The sequence below is a fragment of the Bradyrhizobium sp. ORS 86 genome (assembly GCF_045571475.1).
Lineage (GTDB): Bacteria > Pseudomonadota > Alphaproteobacteria > Rhizobiales > Xanthobacteraceae > Bradyrhizobium.
This window is the reverse complement of sequence record NZ_CP120699.1, coordinates 4,193,125-4,209,132: the sequence shown is the minus strand read 5'-3', so window position 1 is coordinate 4,209,132 and position 16,008 is coordinate 4,193,125. Positions and strand designations below refer to the sequence as shown.

The window sequence follows — 16,008 nt, the reverse complement described above, 5'->3', positions numbered from 1 at the left end:
TCAGGTGATTAACAGGCGCCGGCAGGCTTCGACGAACACTTCGGCGCCCGTGATGATGTCGGCGTCCTCGGTGTTTTCGCTCCAGTGATGGCTGATGCCGCCGATGGACGGCACGAAGAGCATGGCGGCCGGCATGATCGTGGCGAGAATCTGCGCGTCGTGCCCGGCGCCGCTCGGCATCCGGATCGACCGGCCGCCGGCGAAGGTCGCGCTGGCGGCTTCGATCGCGTCCTGAAACGCCTCGTTCATCATCGCCGGTGCGCCCGTTCTGATGCGCTCAACCTCGACGCTGCAACGGCCCCGCCCGGTGACGTCAGCCGCCATGCGGTGCAGATGCTCTTCCAGGCGCGCGATCACCGCGGGATCGTCGTCACGGATCTGAAACAGCATCTCGGCGCGCCCAGGAATGATGCTCGGCGCGCCGGGATCGAGCGTAATGCGGCCCGTGGTCCAGACCGTGCGCGGTCCGCATAAGCCAGGGAATCTGTCGTCGATGGCGACGCAGAACCTTGCGAGCGCAAGGCCGGCGTCCTTGCGGATCGCCATCCGCGTGGTGCCGGCATGATTCTGCTCGCCGGTGAATGTGATCCGGTACTGCCAGATCCCGACGATGGAGGTGACGACGCCGATCTTGAGCCCACCGCTCTCGAGCCTGTCGCCTTGCTCGATGTGCGCCTCGAGATAGCCGATGTGACGGCGAGGCTCTGCCTGCAAGCGCGGGCGGCCCGAGAGCCCTGCATCATGCAAGGCCTGGCGCATCGTGCGATCGCTGCTGCGGTCGCGCGCGGCATCGATCTCGGCTTCGCTCACAGCGCCGACATAGGATCGGCTGCCGAGGAAATGCCCGAAATGTCCTTCCTCGTCGCACCAGGCCGCGACCTCGACGGCGCCCTCTATTCCCGGATCGGCGTTGATGACGCGCGCTGCTTCAAGTGCGTAGATGACGCCGAGCGGGCCATCGAGCCAGCCCGCATGGTTCTGGCTCTCAAGATGCGAGCCGGCCAGCAGCTTCGGTCCAGTCTTCGCGCTCGTGCCGAGAACATTGCCGACGCCGTCGATCGTTGCGGCGAGGCCAGCCTCGGGCAGCCGCTGCGCGAGCCAGTGCAGCGAGCGGACATACGGTTCCGAAAGCGTCGGCTTGTGCACGCCGGTCTTGTAGGCGCCGATCGCCCGAAGCGTGTTGAGGTCGGCGAGCACGCGTCCGCCGTCGAAGCGACTGTTGATTTCAGCCATGATCGGACTCCTTTTTCTTGCGCGCCTCAATACGGTCTTCGTTTGAAGTGAGGATCGATAGCTACGGCAAACGATTTCTTAGCGGTTCTGCTTTTAGGTCACAGTACGAATAGCGTGAGAGTTCGATCATGTCTTCAATCCGGAACCGGGTCGGCAAGGCCGCAGTGTTGCTCCTGCCGATCGCACTCGGTGCCTGCGCGCAATATGCGCAATACGGCATGACGACCACGGCGCCGTCAGGGTCGGGGCCGCTGGCCTGGGACGGTGCCGGACGGGATCCGAACCTGCCGCCCCCACAGCGGCAGGCACGGAATGCGTCGGCCACCGTTGCGCAATCGAGGGACGACCAACAGACCGCGGCTGCGGATGATGACGATCGGCTCGCACGCAAGCTCGTGATCTGCAGCACTTGCATCAAGCCGGCAGCGCCACAGCCGAGCGACCGTCAGGACGTGGCCAGCATCGCCAATCAGCGATAGAGCGGAATCCGCCGCCTGACCGCGATGCCGGCCATGCCCAACAGGCCTTAGTTAGGCCACGATGTCGTTCGATGCGCAGGCCCATGACGTATGGAAGAGCCATCATTCCCGCAATCGTCGTCGCGCTTGCCGTCGCCGTTCTGATTCACGCCGGCACGCGGGCGCACGCGCATGCTCCGCCGCATTGCGGCTTCTGGACCTCGATCGAGGCCGGATTGTCCTGCAGGTGAGGTGGATCGGCCTGCGCCCGGCGGACGGTCTGCGGAAGTCCGCAGGTTGTCGGCTATGCCAGGTTGCTCCCGGGAAAAGCTCCTCTAAATGCTTGCCCGTCCGGCCAATCGCCACTATACGTTCGCCCGTCGCAGCCGGTGACCGGTAGCGACCGGTCCGGCGCTTCTCACGTATAACGTATTGATTCGCCGGGAGTTTTGCTCCCTTCGTCTATCGGTCAGGACGCCACCCTTTCACGGTGGAGAGAGCGGTTCGATTCCGCTAGGGAGCGCCACTTCTTTTGGGCTGTGCGCCTTTTTTACTCCCTCAGTTCGCTCAGGCCCAATTCCGTCCATAGCCACGCGAAATCGTAACTGGCCATCGGATTATTCGGATCGGAAGGGTCCGCCGACCGGTTCTCCATAATCTTGAGCCACTCGACGACCTTGATCCGTCCGCCTGCTGTCTTGACCGCGGCACGAGGTGTTTGCCCTCCACGCGCCGGAACCGGTTGATCGAGCACGTCGCGGTAGTGCCGGTCCATGTAGTCATGGACGATAGCGCGTTGCTCCTCTTCGGGAATATCGAGCTGGTTCGGCGCGCCGGAATCGCGCGATGCCATGGCTTGCTCGATCGATTCTGTCTTGACCGAGGGTTTCCGCAGGCGTCTGCCGAGGACATCCGATAACAGCGCGCATCCGCGGTCGCAACGCTGCTTGGAGTTGGCGCTGAGCACAAGCGTCCTGTCGTCCAGCCGTATGTCTGCGAGCACGAGCGCGCCCTCGTCGGACCACGTTTCGAAAGTGCGCGTTTCCGGCGACGGTTCATCACGCTCTGATGCTGCGGCGGGCTTGGCAACGCCCCTTGCATCGCTGACCCAGCTCCAGGACGTCGAGCTACTGGCACGAAACTCCGGACGTGCTTCCAAAATGGCTCGGATGCTCGGTGGTGCGGGCGTCGAGTGGGAAGCGCGCCTCGCACAGCATCACCTCGTCCCCTTCGGCGTTCCGCAAATCGGGAATCCTCGGTGACTGAATTCGGTCAATCGCGTCGACGAGCCAAAATGTCGTGAAGATGGGAGCGGAGGCGCGCAACCTCTCGGTCGGGGAAAGGTTCGAGAATGCGTCCTCGTCGAACTCGTATCCGCTCGCCTCGACGAGTTCCCGCTTCTCTTCGCTGCTGAGCGAGTCGAGCTTCTCAAGGGCCTCGAGCAGGATTTCCGATGTCTCGTGATCGAATGCCAGGACACCGCCACCGATCTGCATTCGCGATCCCACCTGGACGACACGGGTGGCAATGCGGGCCCAAGGCCTCAAGCTTTGGGTTGCGCTGCGCTCGCGGATCAGGACCGGTTCGCCGCCGCGGATGAGGTCACGCGCCAGAAAACGAGGTGCCGCGGACAATGTCGCTGACTTCATAAAGGCTCATCACCGAATGTCGCAGCCCGGCCATGTAGGTGCGCACCGACGCGGATTCCTTCCAGCCGCGCCGCTTCAGATAGTCGTCGATTGCGTTTTCGCCATCCTCGAACTCACGAGTCAGGAAGTCTTCGAAAGCGCAGGTCCACACGGTGTTCATGAACAGGTCTTCGCCGACGGTCGAGACGATATCATCGATCGCAAGGCCGACTTCGTCGCACGTTTGCATGAGACGAATTCAATCGTGTAGGAGTTCACTCTGAGTGGCGCGCCACCTCGCGCTTTTCCGCGCGAATCCACGATTTTCTGCGATTGCGTTCGCTGGCTGGCAGCCAAAGACGCTCGCATATCAGGCAAATAGATGGTCTTCGCGCGATTCCTGCTCAATAGATCGCCGCCGCGAGCGCCGCCAGTAACGCTGGCGGCGTCACCAGCATGCCAATTTTCAGGAAACGCCAGGCGGTGACGTCGATGTTTTCCCGGCGCAGCGCCACCAGCCACAGGATCGTTGCAAGCGATCCGGTCACGGAGAGGTTCGGTCCCAGATCGACGCCGATCAGGATCGCGCTCAGGACCTGCGCGGGGAGGTGATCGTTGGCCGCGACCGAGCCTGCCACGAGGCCTACTGGAAGGTTATTGGCAATGTTGTCGGCGATCGCCGTGACGATTCCTGCGCCCCAGGCGGCTTGTGTCGGTGATTTCTCGATTCCTGCTTGCAAAAATGCCGCGAGCTGGCCGATTGCGCCGGTCTTCTCCAGCGCTTCCACCATCACGAACAATCCCGCGACCAATGGCAGCACGCTCCAGGAAATGCCCCCAAGCACCGGCCACGGCGACTGGCGGCCGAGCCCAAATACGGCCGCAGCCATCACAAGTGCACAAACAAAGGTCGGTAATCCCAGTTGCACATCGAGTGCCGACGCGGTCAGCAGCACGAGGCCAATCGTGGCGATGCCGATTGCGGCGAGCCGGCCGTCGCGGCCGAGCTTGGGATGCGGCACGCATCTTGCGAGGCTCTCTTCAGCGAGTGCGCGGCGCTGAGTCAGGCGAAGCACGAGATAGGTCACCACAATCGCGGCGACTGAAGGCAGCGCGAACTGGCGCAGCCATTCGAACAGATGCGGCATGCGCGCGCCGAACACCACGAGATTGGCGGGATTGGAGATCGGCAGCACAAAACTCGCGGCATTGGCGATGAATGCGCAAACAAGCAGGTAGGGCAGGGGACTTGCACCGGCGGCGCGGGTTGCCGCGTAGACCGCAGGCGTCAGCACGATGGCCGTGGCGTCATTGGAGAGGAAGACGGTCACGAGAATGCCGACGGCATAGACGAGAAGAAACAGTCGCTGCGGCGAGCCACGGGCATGTTCGACGGCAAACGCGGCCATGTAGTCGAATAGACCTGCGCATCTCGCAAGCTCGGCGGCAAGCATCATGCCAGTCAGGAAGAAATAGACATCGAGGCCCTTGGCGACGCCGTGCAGTGCTTCGCTCAGCGACAGGAAATTACAGACCACCAGCGCGACGGCGCCCGCGACCGCCCAGATGGCTTCGGGCAGGCGAAAGGGTCTGACGATGACGCCGGCCGTAGCCGGGACAATGATGCTCCAGGTCAGAATCGCTTCGTGCGATGGCATCGTCCTCGTCTCCAAGAGAAAGCCGAAAATCATTCCGCAGCGATACCTGCGGTCGACGGGATCGTCTTTGTCATTCGATCCGTCTTTGAACCGGAATGCGCACGCGTCTCCGGAAGCGCAAGCCAGCAAACGGCAAAACCAACAGCCGCGATCGCGCCGAGCGCGAGGAAGGCGGCGCTATAGCCCGCTTTCACAACGACAAGCCCCGCAAGCGTCGTGGAGAGCGCTGCGCCCATGCTCTGCGCTGTGATGATCGCGCCTTGCGCGACGTTGAAGCGCCCGGTGTTGCGCATGAGGTCGGCAACGATCACGGGAAAGATCGCGCCAAAGATGCCGGCGCCGACGCCATCGAGGAGTTGCACACCGACGAGCCAGGCCTGATTGTCGGACAGCGTATAGAGCGCGCCGCGAACGGGGAGGATAAGCAGCGCGGCAAGGAAGAAGCGTTTGTGGCCCCAGCGATCGGCCCGCGCCCCGACCAGCATCGCCATGGGCACCATCACGATTTGGGCCGCGACAATGCAAGCGGCCATCATGCTGGTGCCGAGGTTCTTATCGTGCTGCGCAAGCTTTTGTCCAACGAGCGGCAGCATCGCCGCATTCGAGAGATGGAACAGCGTTACGCAAGCGGCAAAGATCAGAAGCGGGCGGCACGTCAGGACAATGCCAAGGCCTGACGGCTGCGCGCGGGCGCTGTCCGCGCTTCTCCCATGGTCGTGCAGCCCACGCGCAACGTCATGGTCGATTGTGTCTTCGGGGATCGCCAGCACGCTGATGAGGCTTGCGATCGTCATGATGCCTAGTACATAGAACACGGCCTGGGGACCGAAGAAGTAGGCCGCGCCGCCGGCAATCGCTGCGGCTGCAGCGTTACCGGCGTGGTTGAAGCTCTCGTTGCGGCCGACGCGAGCGGTGAAGGCGCGATGACCCGCAACCCCGAGCGAAACAGCGGCAATGGTCGGCGGAAAGATCACGCCCGCCGTGTGCGCAATGCTTTGCGATAGTGCGACCGGCCAGAAGCCTGTGCAGAGAGGCAAACTCAACGAGGCGCAGGTGACGATCAGCGCTGCACAGACCATCACCAGGCGCTTTGCCCTGGTCGCATCGACCAGCGCACCGGCAGGGGTCTGGGCAACAATGCCGGCAAAGCCGGCGATCGACATGGCGATGCCAATCCTGGCTTCGTCCCATTTTTGCTCGGTCAGCAGATAGACGGCGAGATAGGGCCCGAGCCCGTCGCGCACGTCGGCCAGGAAGAAATTGGCGGCATCAAGGGCGAGGTTGGCACGTCGTCTCGATTTTGGATCGCGGGACATGTTCGGCCTAGACCCTTGATGTGATTCCGCCAAATCCATTCATCACGATCCCTTTCAGGCGTGTGCGGGGCGGTCGTGTTTGGGCTCCGTCTCGTGCTTGGGTTTGGGCTTTGCCTCCTTGATCGGACGGAGATCACGGCTGCAGGTGCCGATCTGCTTGGCGTGCACGACGCGGCCATGTTTGGTGTCGAGGCCGTCGCCTGTCACGGCGATCTTGGCGTTCGGTGCTAGAAGCCCGGCAAGCTGTTCAGCTTCCTTCGGCGCGATACGGATCACAGTGCCGTCGGTAAGTAGCGCGCCGCGAAGCTCACCTTTCGGACCGAACAGCGACAGGCGCACCGTTCCCTCGGCCGTCATCTTCTTCTTTTCGAGCTTGGGATGTTCTCGCTCGTGACCGGGGCCCGCATCGATGATGCTCGCGCCGTTCGCCGCAGTGACGGCGACCGCCGCGATGAGATCGGGCTTGCGTGGCCGCACACCGCGGACCGAGACCGCATCGCCCGCCTTCACGTGGCGGGTGAGCTCGGGCTCCATATGCGGCGGCGTGTGGACGAGGACGGGCGACTGCATCGCGCCGGTCATGACAAAGCCGTCGACCTCTCCGTGCGGGTTGAGAACGAAGCGTTCGACAGTGCCGTTTGCTTCCGGCAAGCAGTTCGGATCAATCCAGTGCATCGTAGTCTCCTCTGTTCGTCTTGGTTGTGAACGTCGAGTTCGGCCTCAGCCGCGCGGCGGGGGCGGAGGAGGCGGACCGAACCGGTCGGGGCCGCCTTTGGGGCCCCGCGGCGGACGCGGTCCGTCGAGTTCGGTCATCTGATCGGGCGAAGCGCCGAGCGCTTGTACGTCCATGACTTTGCCAAGCGCGCTGTCGAGCAGCACGCCGCGGGCGGATACCGTTTGACCGGGCTGTAGCCAGTCCGCAAAGCGCTCGGCTTGCTTCGGAGGCAGGCGGAGCTGAGTGCTGTCGTCGAGCAGGGCACCGTTCACCTCGCCGCGCTTGCCGTGCAGTAAGGTGACGATCCGGCCGCCAATGGCCTGCTGCACCCGGTCGCGGTCGGGACCATGCGGCAGCGCGTTGTCGGCGATACTTCTGCCGGTTGTGACATTGGTGACCGACGCGGCGTCGATCAATGGAATGGCTCGCGCACGGAGTCCGCGGATCGAAACCTCATCGCCGGGGCGAATGGCATAGACGGTCTGCGCGGAGAGATGCGGCGGCAGCTTCGCTTCCGTGCCGTCGACAAGGATCAACCCGTCAACGTCGCCGCGGGGCGTCAACGTGTATTGCTTTACCCGGCCGCGCGTCTCGGGCAGTTGCGACGAGTCCCAGACCGCGGCGGGGATTTGGGCGTAGACGCTCGCGGCACCGACGGTGGTTGCGGCGAGCAACGCGCATCCAAGTGCGCGTGTCGGTTTCTTCAATACCTTCATCATCGAGCTCCCTTCGAACGGCGACGTCATCGCCGCTGCGAAAGCTTCAGCAACGAGCGTGCCAAAGCCGAAGTGCTTGTTTGTGAAGGAGTTAGCGGGAGGAAGCGTCGTTCAATCGTCGTCTTTTCCGACGCGAGGTGTCGGGATTTCTGACGAATCGCTGCCGATCAGGCCGTAACGCTGCATCTTGGTGTAGAGGAGCTGCCGGTTGATGTTGAGACGCCGCGCCGCCTCGGTGCGGTTCCCACCGCAGGCGTCCAGCGCTTTGCGGATCATTGCTTCCTCGAGCTGCGCCACCGCCGCCGGCAGATCGCGCTCCGGGGGGGCGCTCGGAATTGGACGATTTTCCCCGGCGGCGGTGTCGATATCGTCGGCCTCAATGGTGTGACTTCGGGTCAGCACACAGGCCCGCTCGATGACATTGCGCAATTGCCTGACATTGCCTGGCCAGTTGTAATGCGTGAGCTTGTCGATTGCGCCGCGACCGAGTTGCTTGGTGTGCGGTCTAGACGCAGCCGAGACCGAAAGGAAATGCTCGGCGAGCGGCACGATATCGGACGGCCGCTCGCGCAGCGGCGGGATCGCGATCGGAACCACGTTGAGACGGTAGTAGAGATCCTCGCGGAATTCGCCGGCCGCCACGAGTTTTGGCAGGTCGCGGTGAGTCGCGGTCACGACCCGCGCTGTGGTGTGGACCGGTTTGCCGCCGACCGGCGTGATCATCCGTTCCTGCAGCACGCGCAGGATCTTCGCCTGCATCGCAAGCGGCATGTCGCCGATCTCGTCGAGAAACAGCGTGCCGCGATCGGCGTCGCGAAAGGCGCCAGTACGGTCGCTGGTCGCGCCGGTGAACGATCCCTTCACATGGCCGAAGAGTTCGCTCTCCAGCAGGTCAGGCGGGATCGCGGCGCAGTTGACGGCGATGAATGGGCCGTCCTTGCGCTGGCTATGCACATGCAGCGCGCGCGCCACCAGCTCTTTGCCAGTGCCGGTTTCGCCGAGAATGAGAACCGTCGACTGGCTGTCGGCCGCAAGGCCAATCGCCTTCTGCACGCGCCGCATGCCTTCGCTCGATCCGATCAGGGTATCGAGACTGCCTTTGCTCGCAGTAGTGACCGGCCGCAGCCGCGACGGCAAGCGCCCCATCAGGGTTCTCAGCTCGTCGCGCCCGATGGGTTTTGTGAGGTGATCGAAGGCGCCGAGCCGCATGGCCTCGATGGTGTTCTCGGCGCTCGCAAAAGCGGTCAGCACCACCACGGCAGGCGGGCTCTCCAGCGATCGGATGCGGCGCAACACCTCGATGCCATCCATCCCGGGCATCTTGAGATCGAGCAGCACCGCGTCCACCTCGTCGGACAGCGCGGCGAGACCTTCGCGCCCCGATGAGGCCGTCTGCGGTGTGTGGCCGAGGTCGCTCAATGCCTCTGCGAGACCTTCGCGCAGCGCCAGGTCATCATCGACAATCAGGACGTTTGCCATGGCACCTCGATCTCAAACCTCGCGCCGCGCTCGGTGTGGGCAAGGCGAGCTTCTCCGCGGTGAGCACGCGCAATCTCGCGCACGATGGCGAGCCCAAGTCCCGTTCCCCCGGCGCGTGCGGTGGCGAACGGCTCGAACAGGCGCTCGCGCATCTCCTCGCTCACCCCTGCGCCGGTGTCGGTCACGGAAAGCAACAAGTGATCGTGTTGCCGCCGGGCGTCCACCACGACGCGCCCGCCCGCCGGCGTGCTCTGGATGGCATTGAGGATCAGATTGTCGAGAGCGCGCTGCATCTGGGAGGGATCAAAGCGAGGCAACGGATTGTTCGGGCCGGCGGTTCCCGTCTCCAGCGACAGGCCGTTTGCCGCCGCCAATTCCCGGTGCGGTTCGATCGTGCTTTCCAGGAATGACGCAAGCTCGACCTCCGTCGACTTGAGTTCGCCGGCCTGGGTCATTTGCAACAAATTGCGGAGCAACGTGTCCAGCCGCGCGACCTGCTGAAGGATCGCCTGCAGCGCGGTCGTCTTGCGAGCCCCATCGTTCGCGGCAAGCGCGTTTTCCGCCTTCAGTCGCATAGCGGCGATCGGATTGCGTATCTCGTGTGCAAGTCCCGCCGACAGCCGGCCGACGGCGGCAAGGCGCTCGGCTGTACTTGCGCGATGCTGCTCCAGCGCAAGCCGTTCGCCGGTCTGGTTCAACGCGTCAACCAGCCGGTCGAGTTCCGGTTCGCCCGTACGCGGAAGTTTTGGAAGGTCGACCGAGCCGAATTCGCTCTTGCCCAGTGCTTTCTCCAGCACCGCTATCTTCCGCGACCATGACAGCAGCACCCGCGCGAGCCAGATCGCCGAGCCGAAGATGGTGAGTGCAAGCACAAGCAGCCCGGTCAGCAATTGCGTGTAGGCTGGCCCCTCCGCGGTGAAGGCGCGGGTCATTGTCCAGGCCGTGACGCCCTGCAGGGGACCGCGCAGTGGACAGGCGTGCACGAGCAGGACCTGTGATCGCGCCGGCTGCTGTCGGCCGGCCGGCCGGCCGGAACGTACCGCTTCGGCATTGACGTCACGGATCGTGTTCAATTCTGCGGCGGGAAGATCCGTCTTCGGACCCGTACCCTCATAGGAAGGGAAAGCGTAGGCCAGAGAGCCCGAACCGGCTTGCCAGATGCCTCCCTCGACGCCGATCGCGCTGGAGAGCGCGATCTGAACCAAGCTCGTGAGTTCCTGCTTCAGCCGATCGTCAAGCGGCCCGCCGGTCCAACCGGAGACGAAGAATTGGTAGCGATCAGCGATGTCTCGGCAGGCTCGCGCCACCAGCTCCTCTGAGCGCGCGACGCGCGCGTTCGCCGTCTGCTGGAAGGATTCGAACAGGAGGTAGGCCGTTGCCGCTCCCGAAATGACCAGCATGATCCAGAGCGCCAGCAGTCGCGACCAAAGAGATCGCATCGAGGTTCTCGCGAAATGAAATTGCTCTTCAGCTTATACGTGAACGGATTCGGCGCAATCGAAAATCCCTGCAAATTCATGGGATTGTCTCTGTCATCAATCGGCGAGGGCGCTGGCGTGAGCCACCGGTGCCTCGATCGCGGCAATTCGCAGCGATTTCGCAACCGATTGTCAAGCAGCCCGGATTAGGGCTGAGCCTTGGGATGATGCGATGATGTTCGGGACAAAAAAGCGCGAAGCGCGCAAATCGTTGCGCCGGCCCGGTTGGGTCACCCTTGAAGGTGGATTTGCCGTGCGCCCCTGCCTCGTCGAGGATATGTCGTCGTCGGGTGCAAAGATCACGGTCCAAGACAGCAACACACTGCCGACCAAGCTGCGGCTGGCGTTCTCGCGCGACGCCCGCACCGGGCGCGCCTGCGAAGTGGTCTGGCAGGACGGCAAGACGTTCGGCGTCAAATTCGTCAGCTAGCCTGCACCGGCTGCGCGCGATAAAAGGCCGAATGCTGAAAACATGCCTCATCATCACCGCTATGCTGCTTCCGGCGGCCGTGTTCGCAGAGCAGGGCAGCGGACGGAAATTTCAAACGCCGCCTGATGCCTGGAAGACGCTGCCGTCGAAACGCTCGACGCGAAGCAATCCCTGCGCATCGTTCGGACCGGGTTTCGTCAAGCTGGAAGGCAGCGACACCTGCGTGAAGCTCGGCGGCGGCATCAGCGTGGGCGGCGGAATGTCCACCGGGCGTTAGGTGGCTTTCGCCCGCGCTAAGACATCGGCGGTGCGACGAAACGGATGAAGCCCGGCCGCTGCCCAAGTTCGCCGAACCAGCGCTCGAGGTTGGGCAGCTTCGGCTTGACGACGCCTTCCACGCCGAGCCAGCGCCGCGCAAAAGCGCCGAGCGCGATATCGGCGATCGTGAACTGGTCGCCCTCGATGAAGCGGCGGCTCGCGAGCTGGGTCTCGACGACCCGCCACACCACGCCCTCGGCATCGACGTCTTTTTGGATCTGCACCATGTCGCGCTTTTCCGGCGGCGTGCGCACCAGCGCCCAGAACACCGGCCGGTCGACCGGCTGCACCGTCGACAACGTCCAGTCGAGCCAGCGGTCGACTGAGGCGCGCGCCTTTGGCGCGTGCGGATAAATTGACGAGCCCTGACCGTGGGCCATGCAGAGATAGCGCATCACCGAATTCGATTCCCACAGCACGTAGTCGCCGTCGACCAGCGTCGGGATACGACCATTCGGGTTCATGGCGAGGTATTCGGGCCGGTCGTTCTTGCCGAACTGCATGCCGGCGTCGATGCGCTGATACGGCAGGTCGAGCTCGGCAAGGCACCACAGGACTTTCTGCACATTGACCGAATTGGCCCGGCCCCAGATCGTCAGTTGCGGCTTGCTGTCGGTCACATGTTCTCTCCCGCAGTTGTGCTCGGCCCGTGTTCATAGCGCAGTCGTTTGCGAAAAGCGCTCGGTGAATTGTACTAGGAGCAATGAATCGAAACCCGCCGCGGTGCGACAGGCTCTCATGCGCAACCGCAGTCGGCTCGCATGCGCGCAGTCAGGATAGCGGAAGCTCGGAGAGCGAGAGCCCGATCCGGAACAGTGAGTAGCCGTCGCGATCGACGGCTTCGCGCACCTCGGGATTGACGTCGTCAGCGCGTCGCGTGCGCGTCAGCCGCCACTCGCCTTCACTTGTCGCGGACGGAAAGGGCGCGTCCGCCTTCACCACCAGGCGGTAGGCGGGATGGCGGACATGCACGAGGAATTTGTACAACGCTTACCAATGGCCCGTGTTGGGCATCGACGTCCAGGGCTCCGCCGGCGGCTTCGGATCGCCCTTTTGCAGGAGCTCGATCGAGTGCAGGTCGGGCGAGCGGACGAAGGCCATGTTGCCGTCGCGCGGCGGACGGTTGATGGTGACGCCCATCTTCATCAGCCTCTCGCAGGTCGCATAGATGTCGTCGACCTCGTAGGCGAGGTGGCCGAAATAACGGTCCTCGCCGTATTTCTCCTCATCCCAATTGTAGGTGAGTTCGACCAATGGCGCGCCGCGAGTCTGCGGCAGCGCCTTGAGCAAATGCACGTCCTCGGGCGCGCAGAGGAACACCAGTGTGAAACGCCCCTTGTCATTGTCGATGCGGCGGACTTCCGTAAGCCCCAAAGCGTCCTGATAGAACTTGAGCGCCGTATCGAGGTTGCGGACGCGCAACATGGTGTGAAGATAGCGCATGGTTGGGCTCCCTGGATTTTCCGGAGACGGTTCTGGTTGGATGGTTCGTGCCCTCAATAGCAGCAAAACGCTTGCTGCGGCAGGGCGCTATCCAGCCGGTCCGGCATGCGCGCGGTCACGATTTGGAAAGGCCGCCACGCCCCGACACGGGCTGACAGGTGCCGGGCTGCGGCAGGTCACGCCTTGATATCGAGGATGGTCTCCACGGCGTCGCGGTCAGCCTTGTTCTTGGCGGCGAACACGTCCAGCACGTCCTCGCTGACAATGCGGGGCTCGGCCTTCGCGGTCTGGTCGGCGACGAGCTGCACTCTGGCTCGTGTCACTTCGGTAGGCACCGGATAGATGAGCATGGCTTTCCTCCGGCCCGACCTTGGCAGCGCGCCCTTAACGATTTGTGAATAAATGCTGACTGGGAACCTGGGCCCGGCACCGGGCCCACCGGGTGAGCAGACCGCGGCATGCCGCCGCTCGCAGATCGTCCCGGTTCGCGCAATAATGCCGCACGGAGGCAGACGACACGAGCGATGAAGAACGGGCTTTACTCAGTTCACATGCACATGACCGACGGCGTGAAGGGGCGCGACAGCGGCATCCTGATCTTGCGCGATGGCGTGCTGATCGGCGGCGGTCCTTATTTCTGGTCGATCGGCGCCTACACCGTCGGTGACGGGACCTGGAAGGGACATCTCAGCACCAGCCAGCATACGCCGCTGCCTGATCCGTTCGTGCGGCCCCTGGCGGGCGGGCAGGAGGTCCACAGCGGCTTCTCCGGAACGTTTGGAGAAGATGGCGCGGATGCGTTCGGCACGGTGCTGGTCGGAACGCGCAGCCTGAGTTTTCGGGCCACTCTGAAATGGCTGGCGGACGCCTGAGAGCTCACGACGCGGACGCTGTGGATATGTGCGCAGCAAGGATATTGTATTTGCTTGGTGAATTCCCGTTGTCGCCGCTGTGGATTTGCTGCGGATAATTGCTGAACAAGCAGTGGACGATTTTCGCATCGGCCGACCTGCCACGCTGGCCAGCCCGCAGGTGATTGGCACAAGCCGGGTTAGCATAGCCACCTTCGGTCGCTAGTCGGGCAGCTTCCCGTTCGGATGCTTGTGGTACATCGCAATGCCGATGAAGCCGGCAAAGCCCAGTACGTTCAGCAGAAGTTCCATCCACGCTGGCATGTTGCCAACCCTCTCTTGGCTCTAGCTTTTAACCCCAAGGTTGTTTTTTTGTTCATACACTAACCGATGGTAGCTCTGCGCAATCGCATGGCTTTGGAACTCGGCGGTTCCGATCGAGGTTCGATCTGCAACCGCCGCTGTGCGACTGCGTTGTTTCGTCAGTCGTCAATTCGTCAGATCATGTGAGGAGGTTGCGCATGAAAAAGGGATTGGCAGTTCTGGCGACGGTCGCGACGGTTGGCGCGACCATGGTCAGCGCGCCGGCGCAGGCGCGCGGTATTTGGCCTGGCCTGGCCTTCGGCCTGGCCGCCGGCGCGATCGCTGCAGGCGTCGCGGGCGCCTACGGCCCCTACTACTACGGGCCAGGTTACTATCCCGGGTACTACTATGGGCCGCGTTATTACGGGCCGCGCTATTACGGCCCGGGACCCTACGCGTACTATGGCGGTTACTACGGCGGCCCGTATTATCGGCCCTATTGGCGCCACTATTGGTGATCGCCGGAAGCCGAAGCACAGCACATCGCTTCGGGCTTTTCGACTCCGGATCGGAGGCGACCGGTCGGATGCCGATCGCGCTGTGGCGTCCCTTGTCAGCGTGATCTGAGCACGCAGGCTGCGTCACTGTCGTGAGGGAATGCATCAACTCGCGTCATGGACCTTGCCTGAGGTCGCACGAGATCATGCCGTTTTGCGTTGAAATCCGCTCCAGGCATTGCCGAGCGTGTTGGCGTAATATTCCTGACGATCGCGCTCGAACTTTTGTTGTGTTGCCCGGAAACTGGCAACGCGTGCGGCGATCTCGTCGCGTTCACGCGCGATGGCGTCTTCCTTGTCAGTCATTGCCCATCCTCTTCGTGGCGCGGCCCCGCGGCGCATAGGCAGGGGCGATGTTGGCGTGAGTGCGGAGCAAGCGTTGCAGGATTGTGGTCAACCGATGGCGGTGGATAAGGCGCACGCTGCCGGGTCGCTGGCCTAGTTTCCAGTTGGCCAAATCTGGACGCACCGAGCAGCGAACAACTTCGATCGATCCGCCAAGGCGGCTTGCTGTGGCTCCATCGCGTGCCGATCTCGCAACGGATTGGACCGTGCTATGGTCAGAGCGACCAATCGGATCATTCCACGTGATTGCAAGAGACCTGCGGAGTGGCGTCGAGCAACTCGGCAACATGATAGCCGAGGCATCGACCATCGTTCCATTCACGGGCGCCGGCATCTCCACCGAGTGCGGCATCCCCGATTTTCGCTCGCCTGGCGGGATCTGGAGCCGCAACCGGCCGATCCCGTTCGACGAGTTCGTCGCCAGCCAGGATGCGCGCGATGAATCGTGGCGCCGCCGGTTTGCGATGGAATCGACCTTTGCCGCAGCCAGCCCGGGTCGAGGCCACCGTGCGCTTGCTTCGCTCTATCGGGTCGGAAAGGTTCCTGGCGTCATCACGCAGAACATCGACAATCTGCATCAGGTGTCCGGCTTCAAGGCGGACGATGTTGTCGAGCTGCACGGCAATACAACCTACGCGCGCTGCATCGGTTGCAGCAAGGCTTACGATCTGCCGTGGGTGAGGCAGCAATTCGACGCGACCGGCGGCGCACCTGATTGCGCGGACTGCGGCGATCCCGTCAAGACTGCAACGATCTCTTTCGGGCAGGCTATGCCCGAGGACGCCATGCTGCGCGCGACGGAACTCTCTCAGCATTGTGATCTGTTTCTCGCAATCGGATCCTCGCTTGTGGTGTGGCCGGCCGCGGGCTTTCCGATGATGGCCAAGAACTGCGGCGCGCGGCTCGTGATCATCAACAACGAGCCGACCGATCAGGACGACATTGCCGATCTCGTGATCCGCCACGACATCGGCGAGACGCTCGGTCCATTTGTGGGCAATTGATGCCCGCCTGATTCGTGGCTGTGCAAGCCTGTTCATAGTTCCCGGCAGATCGGTTTTTTAGCTATGCGCGGCAGGC

At 63.2% G+C, this 16,008-nt stretch carries 22 protein-coding genes and 1 tRNA gene; 8 read left to right on the top strand and 15 right to left on the bottom strand.

Going from position 1 to position 16,008, the window contains the following annotated elements:
* Window positions 1-1,233 (bottom strand): Zn-dependent hydrolase, encoded by a 1,233-nt coding sequence (locus tag P6U25_RS19660; protein WP_407146411.1) that lies wholly within the window; start codon window positions 1,231-1,233, stop codon window positions 1-3.
* Window positions 1,234-1,361: 128 nt separating this feature from the next.
* Between P6U25_RS19660 and P6U25_RS19655 the strand changes: the two genes are divergently transcribed.
* From P6U25_RS19655 to P6U25_RS19645, 3 genes are all read left to right on the top strand, one after another.
* Window positions 1,362-1,712 carry a hypothetical protein gene (locus P6U25_RS19655; protein ID WP_407146410.1) on the top strand — a complete coding sequence of 117 codons (351 nt, stop codon included), beginning with the start codon at window positions 1,362-1,364 and terminating at the stop codon, window positions 1,710-1,712.
* Window positions 1,713-1,795: 83 nt separating this feature from the next.
* The gene (locus P6U25_RS19650; protein WP_407146409.1) at window positions 1,796-1,942 is read left to right on the top strand and encodes a hypothetical protein; all 147 of its coding nucleotides are present in this window, start codon (window positions 1,796-1,798) and stop codon (window positions 1,940-1,942) included.
* 200 nt (window positions 1,943-2,142) lie between these two features.
* Window positions 2,143-2,217 (top strand) — tRNA-Glu (locus tag P6U25_RS19645).
* Between the two features lie 24 nt (window positions 2,218-2,241).
* Here the strand turns inward: P6U25_RS19645 and P6U25_RS19640 are convergent.
* From P6U25_RS19640 to P6U25_RS19600, 9 genes are all read right to left on the bottom strand, one after another.
* Complete coding sequence (locus P6U25_RS19640) at window positions 2,242-2,850, bottom strand: hypothetical protein (RefSeq protein ID WP_407146408.1); 609 nt, start codon at window positions 2,848-2,850, stop codon at window positions 2,242-2,244.
* Entirely contained in the window at window positions 2,819-3,187 is a 369-nt protein-coding gene (locus P6U25_RS19635) for a hypothetical protein (RefSeq protein WP_407146407.1), read from the bottom strand. Before P6U25_RS19635 ends, P6U25_RS19640 begins: the two co-directional genes overlap by 32 nt.
* 106 nt (window positions 3,188-3,293) lie before the next feature.
* Entirely contained in the window at window positions 3,294-3,569 is a 276-nt protein-coding gene (locus tag P6U25_RS19630) for a hypothetical protein (RefSeq protein WP_407146406.1), read from the bottom strand.
* Window positions 3,570-3,723: 154 nt separating this feature from the next.
* Window positions 3,724-4,977: an arsenic transporter gene (locus P6U25_RS19625; protein ID WP_407146405.1), complete on the bottom strand. Its 1,254-nt coding sequence runs from the start codon at window positions 4,975-4,977 to the stop codon at window positions 3,724-3,726.
* A 29-nt stretch (window positions 4,978-5,006) separates the two neighbouring features.
* Window positions 5,007-6,293: an MFS transporter gene (locus P6U25_RS19620; protein ID WP_407146404.1), complete on the bottom strand. Its 1,287-nt coding sequence runs from the start codon at window positions 6,291-6,293 to the stop codon at window positions 5,007-5,009.
* Window positions 6,294-6,347: 54 nt separating this feature from the next.
* A complete protein-coding gene (locus tag P6U25_RS19615; RefSeq protein WP_407146403.1) occupies window positions 6,348-6,968 on the bottom strand; it encodes a hypothetical protein in 621 nt (206 codons plus the stop codon).
* Window positions 6,969-7,013: 45 nt separating this feature from the next.
* Entirely contained in the window at window positions 7,014-7,724 is a 711-nt protein-coding gene (locus tag P6U25_RS19610; protein ID WP_407146402.1) for a hypothetical protein, read from the bottom strand.
* A gap of 111 nt (window positions 7,725-7,835) precedes the next feature.
* Window positions 7,836-9,203 carry a sigma-54-dependent transcriptional regulator gene (locus tag P6U25_RS19605; RefSeq protein WP_407146401.1) on the bottom strand — a complete coding sequence of 456 codons (1,368 nt, stop codon included), beginning with the start codon at window positions 9,201-9,203 and terminating at the stop codon, window positions 7,836-7,838.
* The gene (locus P6U25_RS19600) at window positions 9,188-10,642 is read right to left on the bottom strand and encodes a sensor histidine kinase (protein ID WP_407146400.1); all 1,455 of its coding nucleotides are present in this window, start codon (window positions 10,640-10,642) and stop codon (window positions 9,188-9,190) included. Before P6U25_RS19600 ends, P6U25_RS19605 begins: the two co-directional genes overlap by 16 nt.
* A 211-nt stretch (window positions 10,643-10,853) precedes the next feature.
* Between P6U25_RS19600 and P6U25_RS19595 the strand changes: the two genes are divergently transcribed.
* Window positions 10,854-11,111 carry a PilZ domain-containing protein gene (locus tag P6U25_RS19595; protein WP_407146399.1) on the top strand — a complete coding sequence of 86 codons (258 nt, stop codon included), beginning with the start codon at window positions 10,854-10,856 and terminating at the stop codon, window positions 11,109-11,111.
* Window positions 11,112-11,142: 31 nt separating this feature from the next.
* On the top strand, window positions 11,143-11,388 hold the full coding sequence (locus tag P6U25_RS19590) for a hypothetical protein (RefSeq protein ID WP_407146398.1): 246 nt from the start codon (window positions 11,143-11,145) through the stop codon (window positions 11,386-11,388).
* A 16-nt stretch (window positions 11,389-11,404) separates the two neighbouring features.
* Here the strand turns inward: P6U25_RS19590 and P6U25_RS19585 are convergent, their stop codons facing one another.
* From P6U25_RS19585 to P6U25_RS19570, 4 genes are all read right to left on the bottom strand, one after another.
* Entirely contained in the window at window positions 11,405-12,049 is a 645-nt protein-coding gene (locus P6U25_RS19585) for a glutathione S-transferase family protein (RefSeq protein ID WP_407146397.1), read from the bottom strand.
* Between the two features lie 151 nt (window positions 12,050-12,200).
* Window positions 12,201-12,416 carry a hypothetical protein gene (locus P6U25_RS19580; protein ID WP_407146396.1) on the bottom strand — a complete coding sequence of 72 codons (216 nt, stop codon included), beginning with the start codon at window positions 12,414-12,416 and terminating at the stop codon, window positions 12,201-12,203.
* 3 nt (window positions 12,417-12,419) lie between these two features.
* Window positions 12,420-12,872 (bottom strand): VOC family protein, encoded by a 453-nt coding sequence (locus tag P6U25_RS19575; RefSeq protein ID WP_407146395.1) that lies wholly within the window; start codon window positions 12,870-12,872, stop codon window positions 12,420-12,422.
* 176 nt (window positions 12,873-13,048) lie between these two features.
* A complete protein-coding gene (locus P6U25_RS19570) occupies window positions 13,049-13,222 on the bottom strand; it encodes a hypothetical protein (RefSeq protein WP_407146394.1) in 174 nt (57 codons plus the stop codon).
* Window positions 13,223-13,396: 174 nt separating this feature from the next.
* Here P6U25_RS19570 and P6U25_RS19565 point away from each other — a divergent pair, with 174 nt between their 5' ends.
* Window positions 13,397-13,744: a GrlR family regulatory protein gene (locus P6U25_RS19565; RefSeq protein ID WP_407146393.1), complete on the top strand. Its 348-nt coding sequence runs from the start codon at window positions 13,397-13,399 to the stop codon at window positions 13,742-13,744.
* 500 nt (window positions 13,745-14,244) lie between these two features.
* Entirely contained in the window at window positions 14,245-14,544 is a 300-nt protein-coding gene (locus tag P6U25_RS19560) for a hypothetical protein (RefSeq protein WP_407146392.1), read from the top strand.
* Between the two features lie 183 nt (window positions 14,545-14,727).
* On the opposite strand, the gene P6U25_RS19555 is transcribed toward P6U25_RS19560, so the two are convergent.
* On the bottom strand, window positions 14,728-14,889 hold the full coding sequence (locus P6U25_RS19555; RefSeq protein WP_407146391.1) for a hypothetical protein: 162 nt from the start codon (window positions 14,887-14,889) through the stop codon (window positions 14,728-14,730).
* Window positions 14,890-15,170: 281 nt separating this feature from the next.
* Between P6U25_RS19555 and P6U25_RS19550 the strand changes: the two genes are divergently transcribed.
* Window positions 15,171-15,932 carry an SIR2 family NAD-dependent protein deacylase gene (locus P6U25_RS19550; RefSeq protein WP_407146390.1) on the top strand — a complete coding sequence of 254 codons (762 nt, stop codon included), beginning with the start codon at window positions 15,171-15,173 and terminating at the stop codon, window positions 15,930-15,932.
* Window positions 15,933-16,008 lie beyond the last annotated feature (76 nt).

Bases quoted from the DNA above. Each gene is read 5' to 3' on its own strand.
- P6U25_RS19660 (WP_407146411.1), bottom strand. From the start codon at position 1,233: ATGGCTGAAATCAACAGTCGCTTCGACGGCGGACGCGTGCTCGCCGAC.
- P6U25_RS19655 (WP_407146410.1), top strand. From the start codon at position 1,362: ATGTCTTCAATCCGGAACCGGGTCGGCAAGGCCGCAGTGTTGCTCCTG.
- P6U25_RS19650 (WP_407146409.1), top strand. From the start codon at position 1,796: ATGACGTATGGAAGAGCCATCATTCCCGCAATCGTCGTCGCGCTTGCC.
- P6U25_RS19635 (WP_407146407.1), bottom strand. From the start codon at position 3,187: ATGCAGATCGGTGGCGGTGTCCTGGCATTCGATCACGAGACATCGGAA.
- P6U25_RS19630 (WP_407146406.1), bottom strand. From the start codon at position 3,569: ATGCAAACGTGCGACGAAGTCGGCCTTGCGATCGATGATATCGTCTCG.
- P6U25_RS19625 (WP_407146405.1), bottom strand. From the start codon at position 4,977: ATGCCATCGCACGAAGCGATTCTGACCTGGAGCATCATTGTCCCGGCT.
- P6U25_RS19620 (WP_407146404.1), bottom strand. From the start codon at position 6,293: ATGTCCCGCGATCCAAAATCGAGACGACGTGCCAACCTCGCCCTTGAT.
- P6U25_RS19615 (WP_407146403.1), bottom strand. From the start codon at position 6,968: ATGCACTGGATTGATCCGAACTGCTTGCCGGAAGCAAACGGCACTGTC.
- P6U25_RS19610 (WP_407146402.1), bottom strand. From the start codon at position 7,724: ATGAAGGTATTGAAGAAACCGACACGCGCACTTGGATGCGCGTTGCTC.
- P6U25_RS19605 (WP_407146401.1), bottom strand. From the start codon at position 9,203: ATGGCAAACGTCCTGATTGTCGATGATGACCTGGCGCTGCGCGAAGGT.
- P6U25_RS19600 (WP_407146400.1), bottom strand. From the start codon at position 10,642: ATGCGATCTCTTTGGTCGCGACTGCTGGCGCTCTGGATCATGCTGGTC.
- P6U25_RS19595 (WP_407146399.1), top strand. From the start codon at position 10,854: ATGATGTTCGGGACAAAAAAGCGCGAAGCGCGCAAATCGTTGCGCCGG.
- P6U25_RS19590 (WP_407146398.1), top strand. From the start codon at position 11,143: ATGCTGAAAACATGCCTCATCATCACCGCTATGCTGCTTCCGGCGGCC.
- P6U25_RS19575 (WP_407146395.1), bottom strand. From the start codon at position 12,872: ATGCGCTATCTTCACACCATGTTGCGCGTCCGCAACCTCGATACGGCG.
- P6U25_RS19570 (WP_407146394.1), bottom strand. From the start codon at position 13,222: ATGCTCATCTATCCGGTGCCTACCGAAGTGACACGAGCCAGAGTGCAG.
- P6U25_RS19565 (WP_407146393.1), top strand. From the start codon at position 13,397: ATGAAGAACGGGCTTTACTCAGTTCACATGCACATGACCGACGGCGTG.
- P6U25_RS19560 (WP_407146392.1), top strand. From the start codon at position 14,245: ATGAAAAAGGGATTGGCAGTTCTGGCGACGGTCGCGACGGTTGGCGCG.
- P6U25_RS19555 (WP_407146391.1), bottom strand. From the start codon at position 14,889: ATGACTGACAAGGAAGACGCCATCGCGCGTGAACGCGACGAGATCGCC.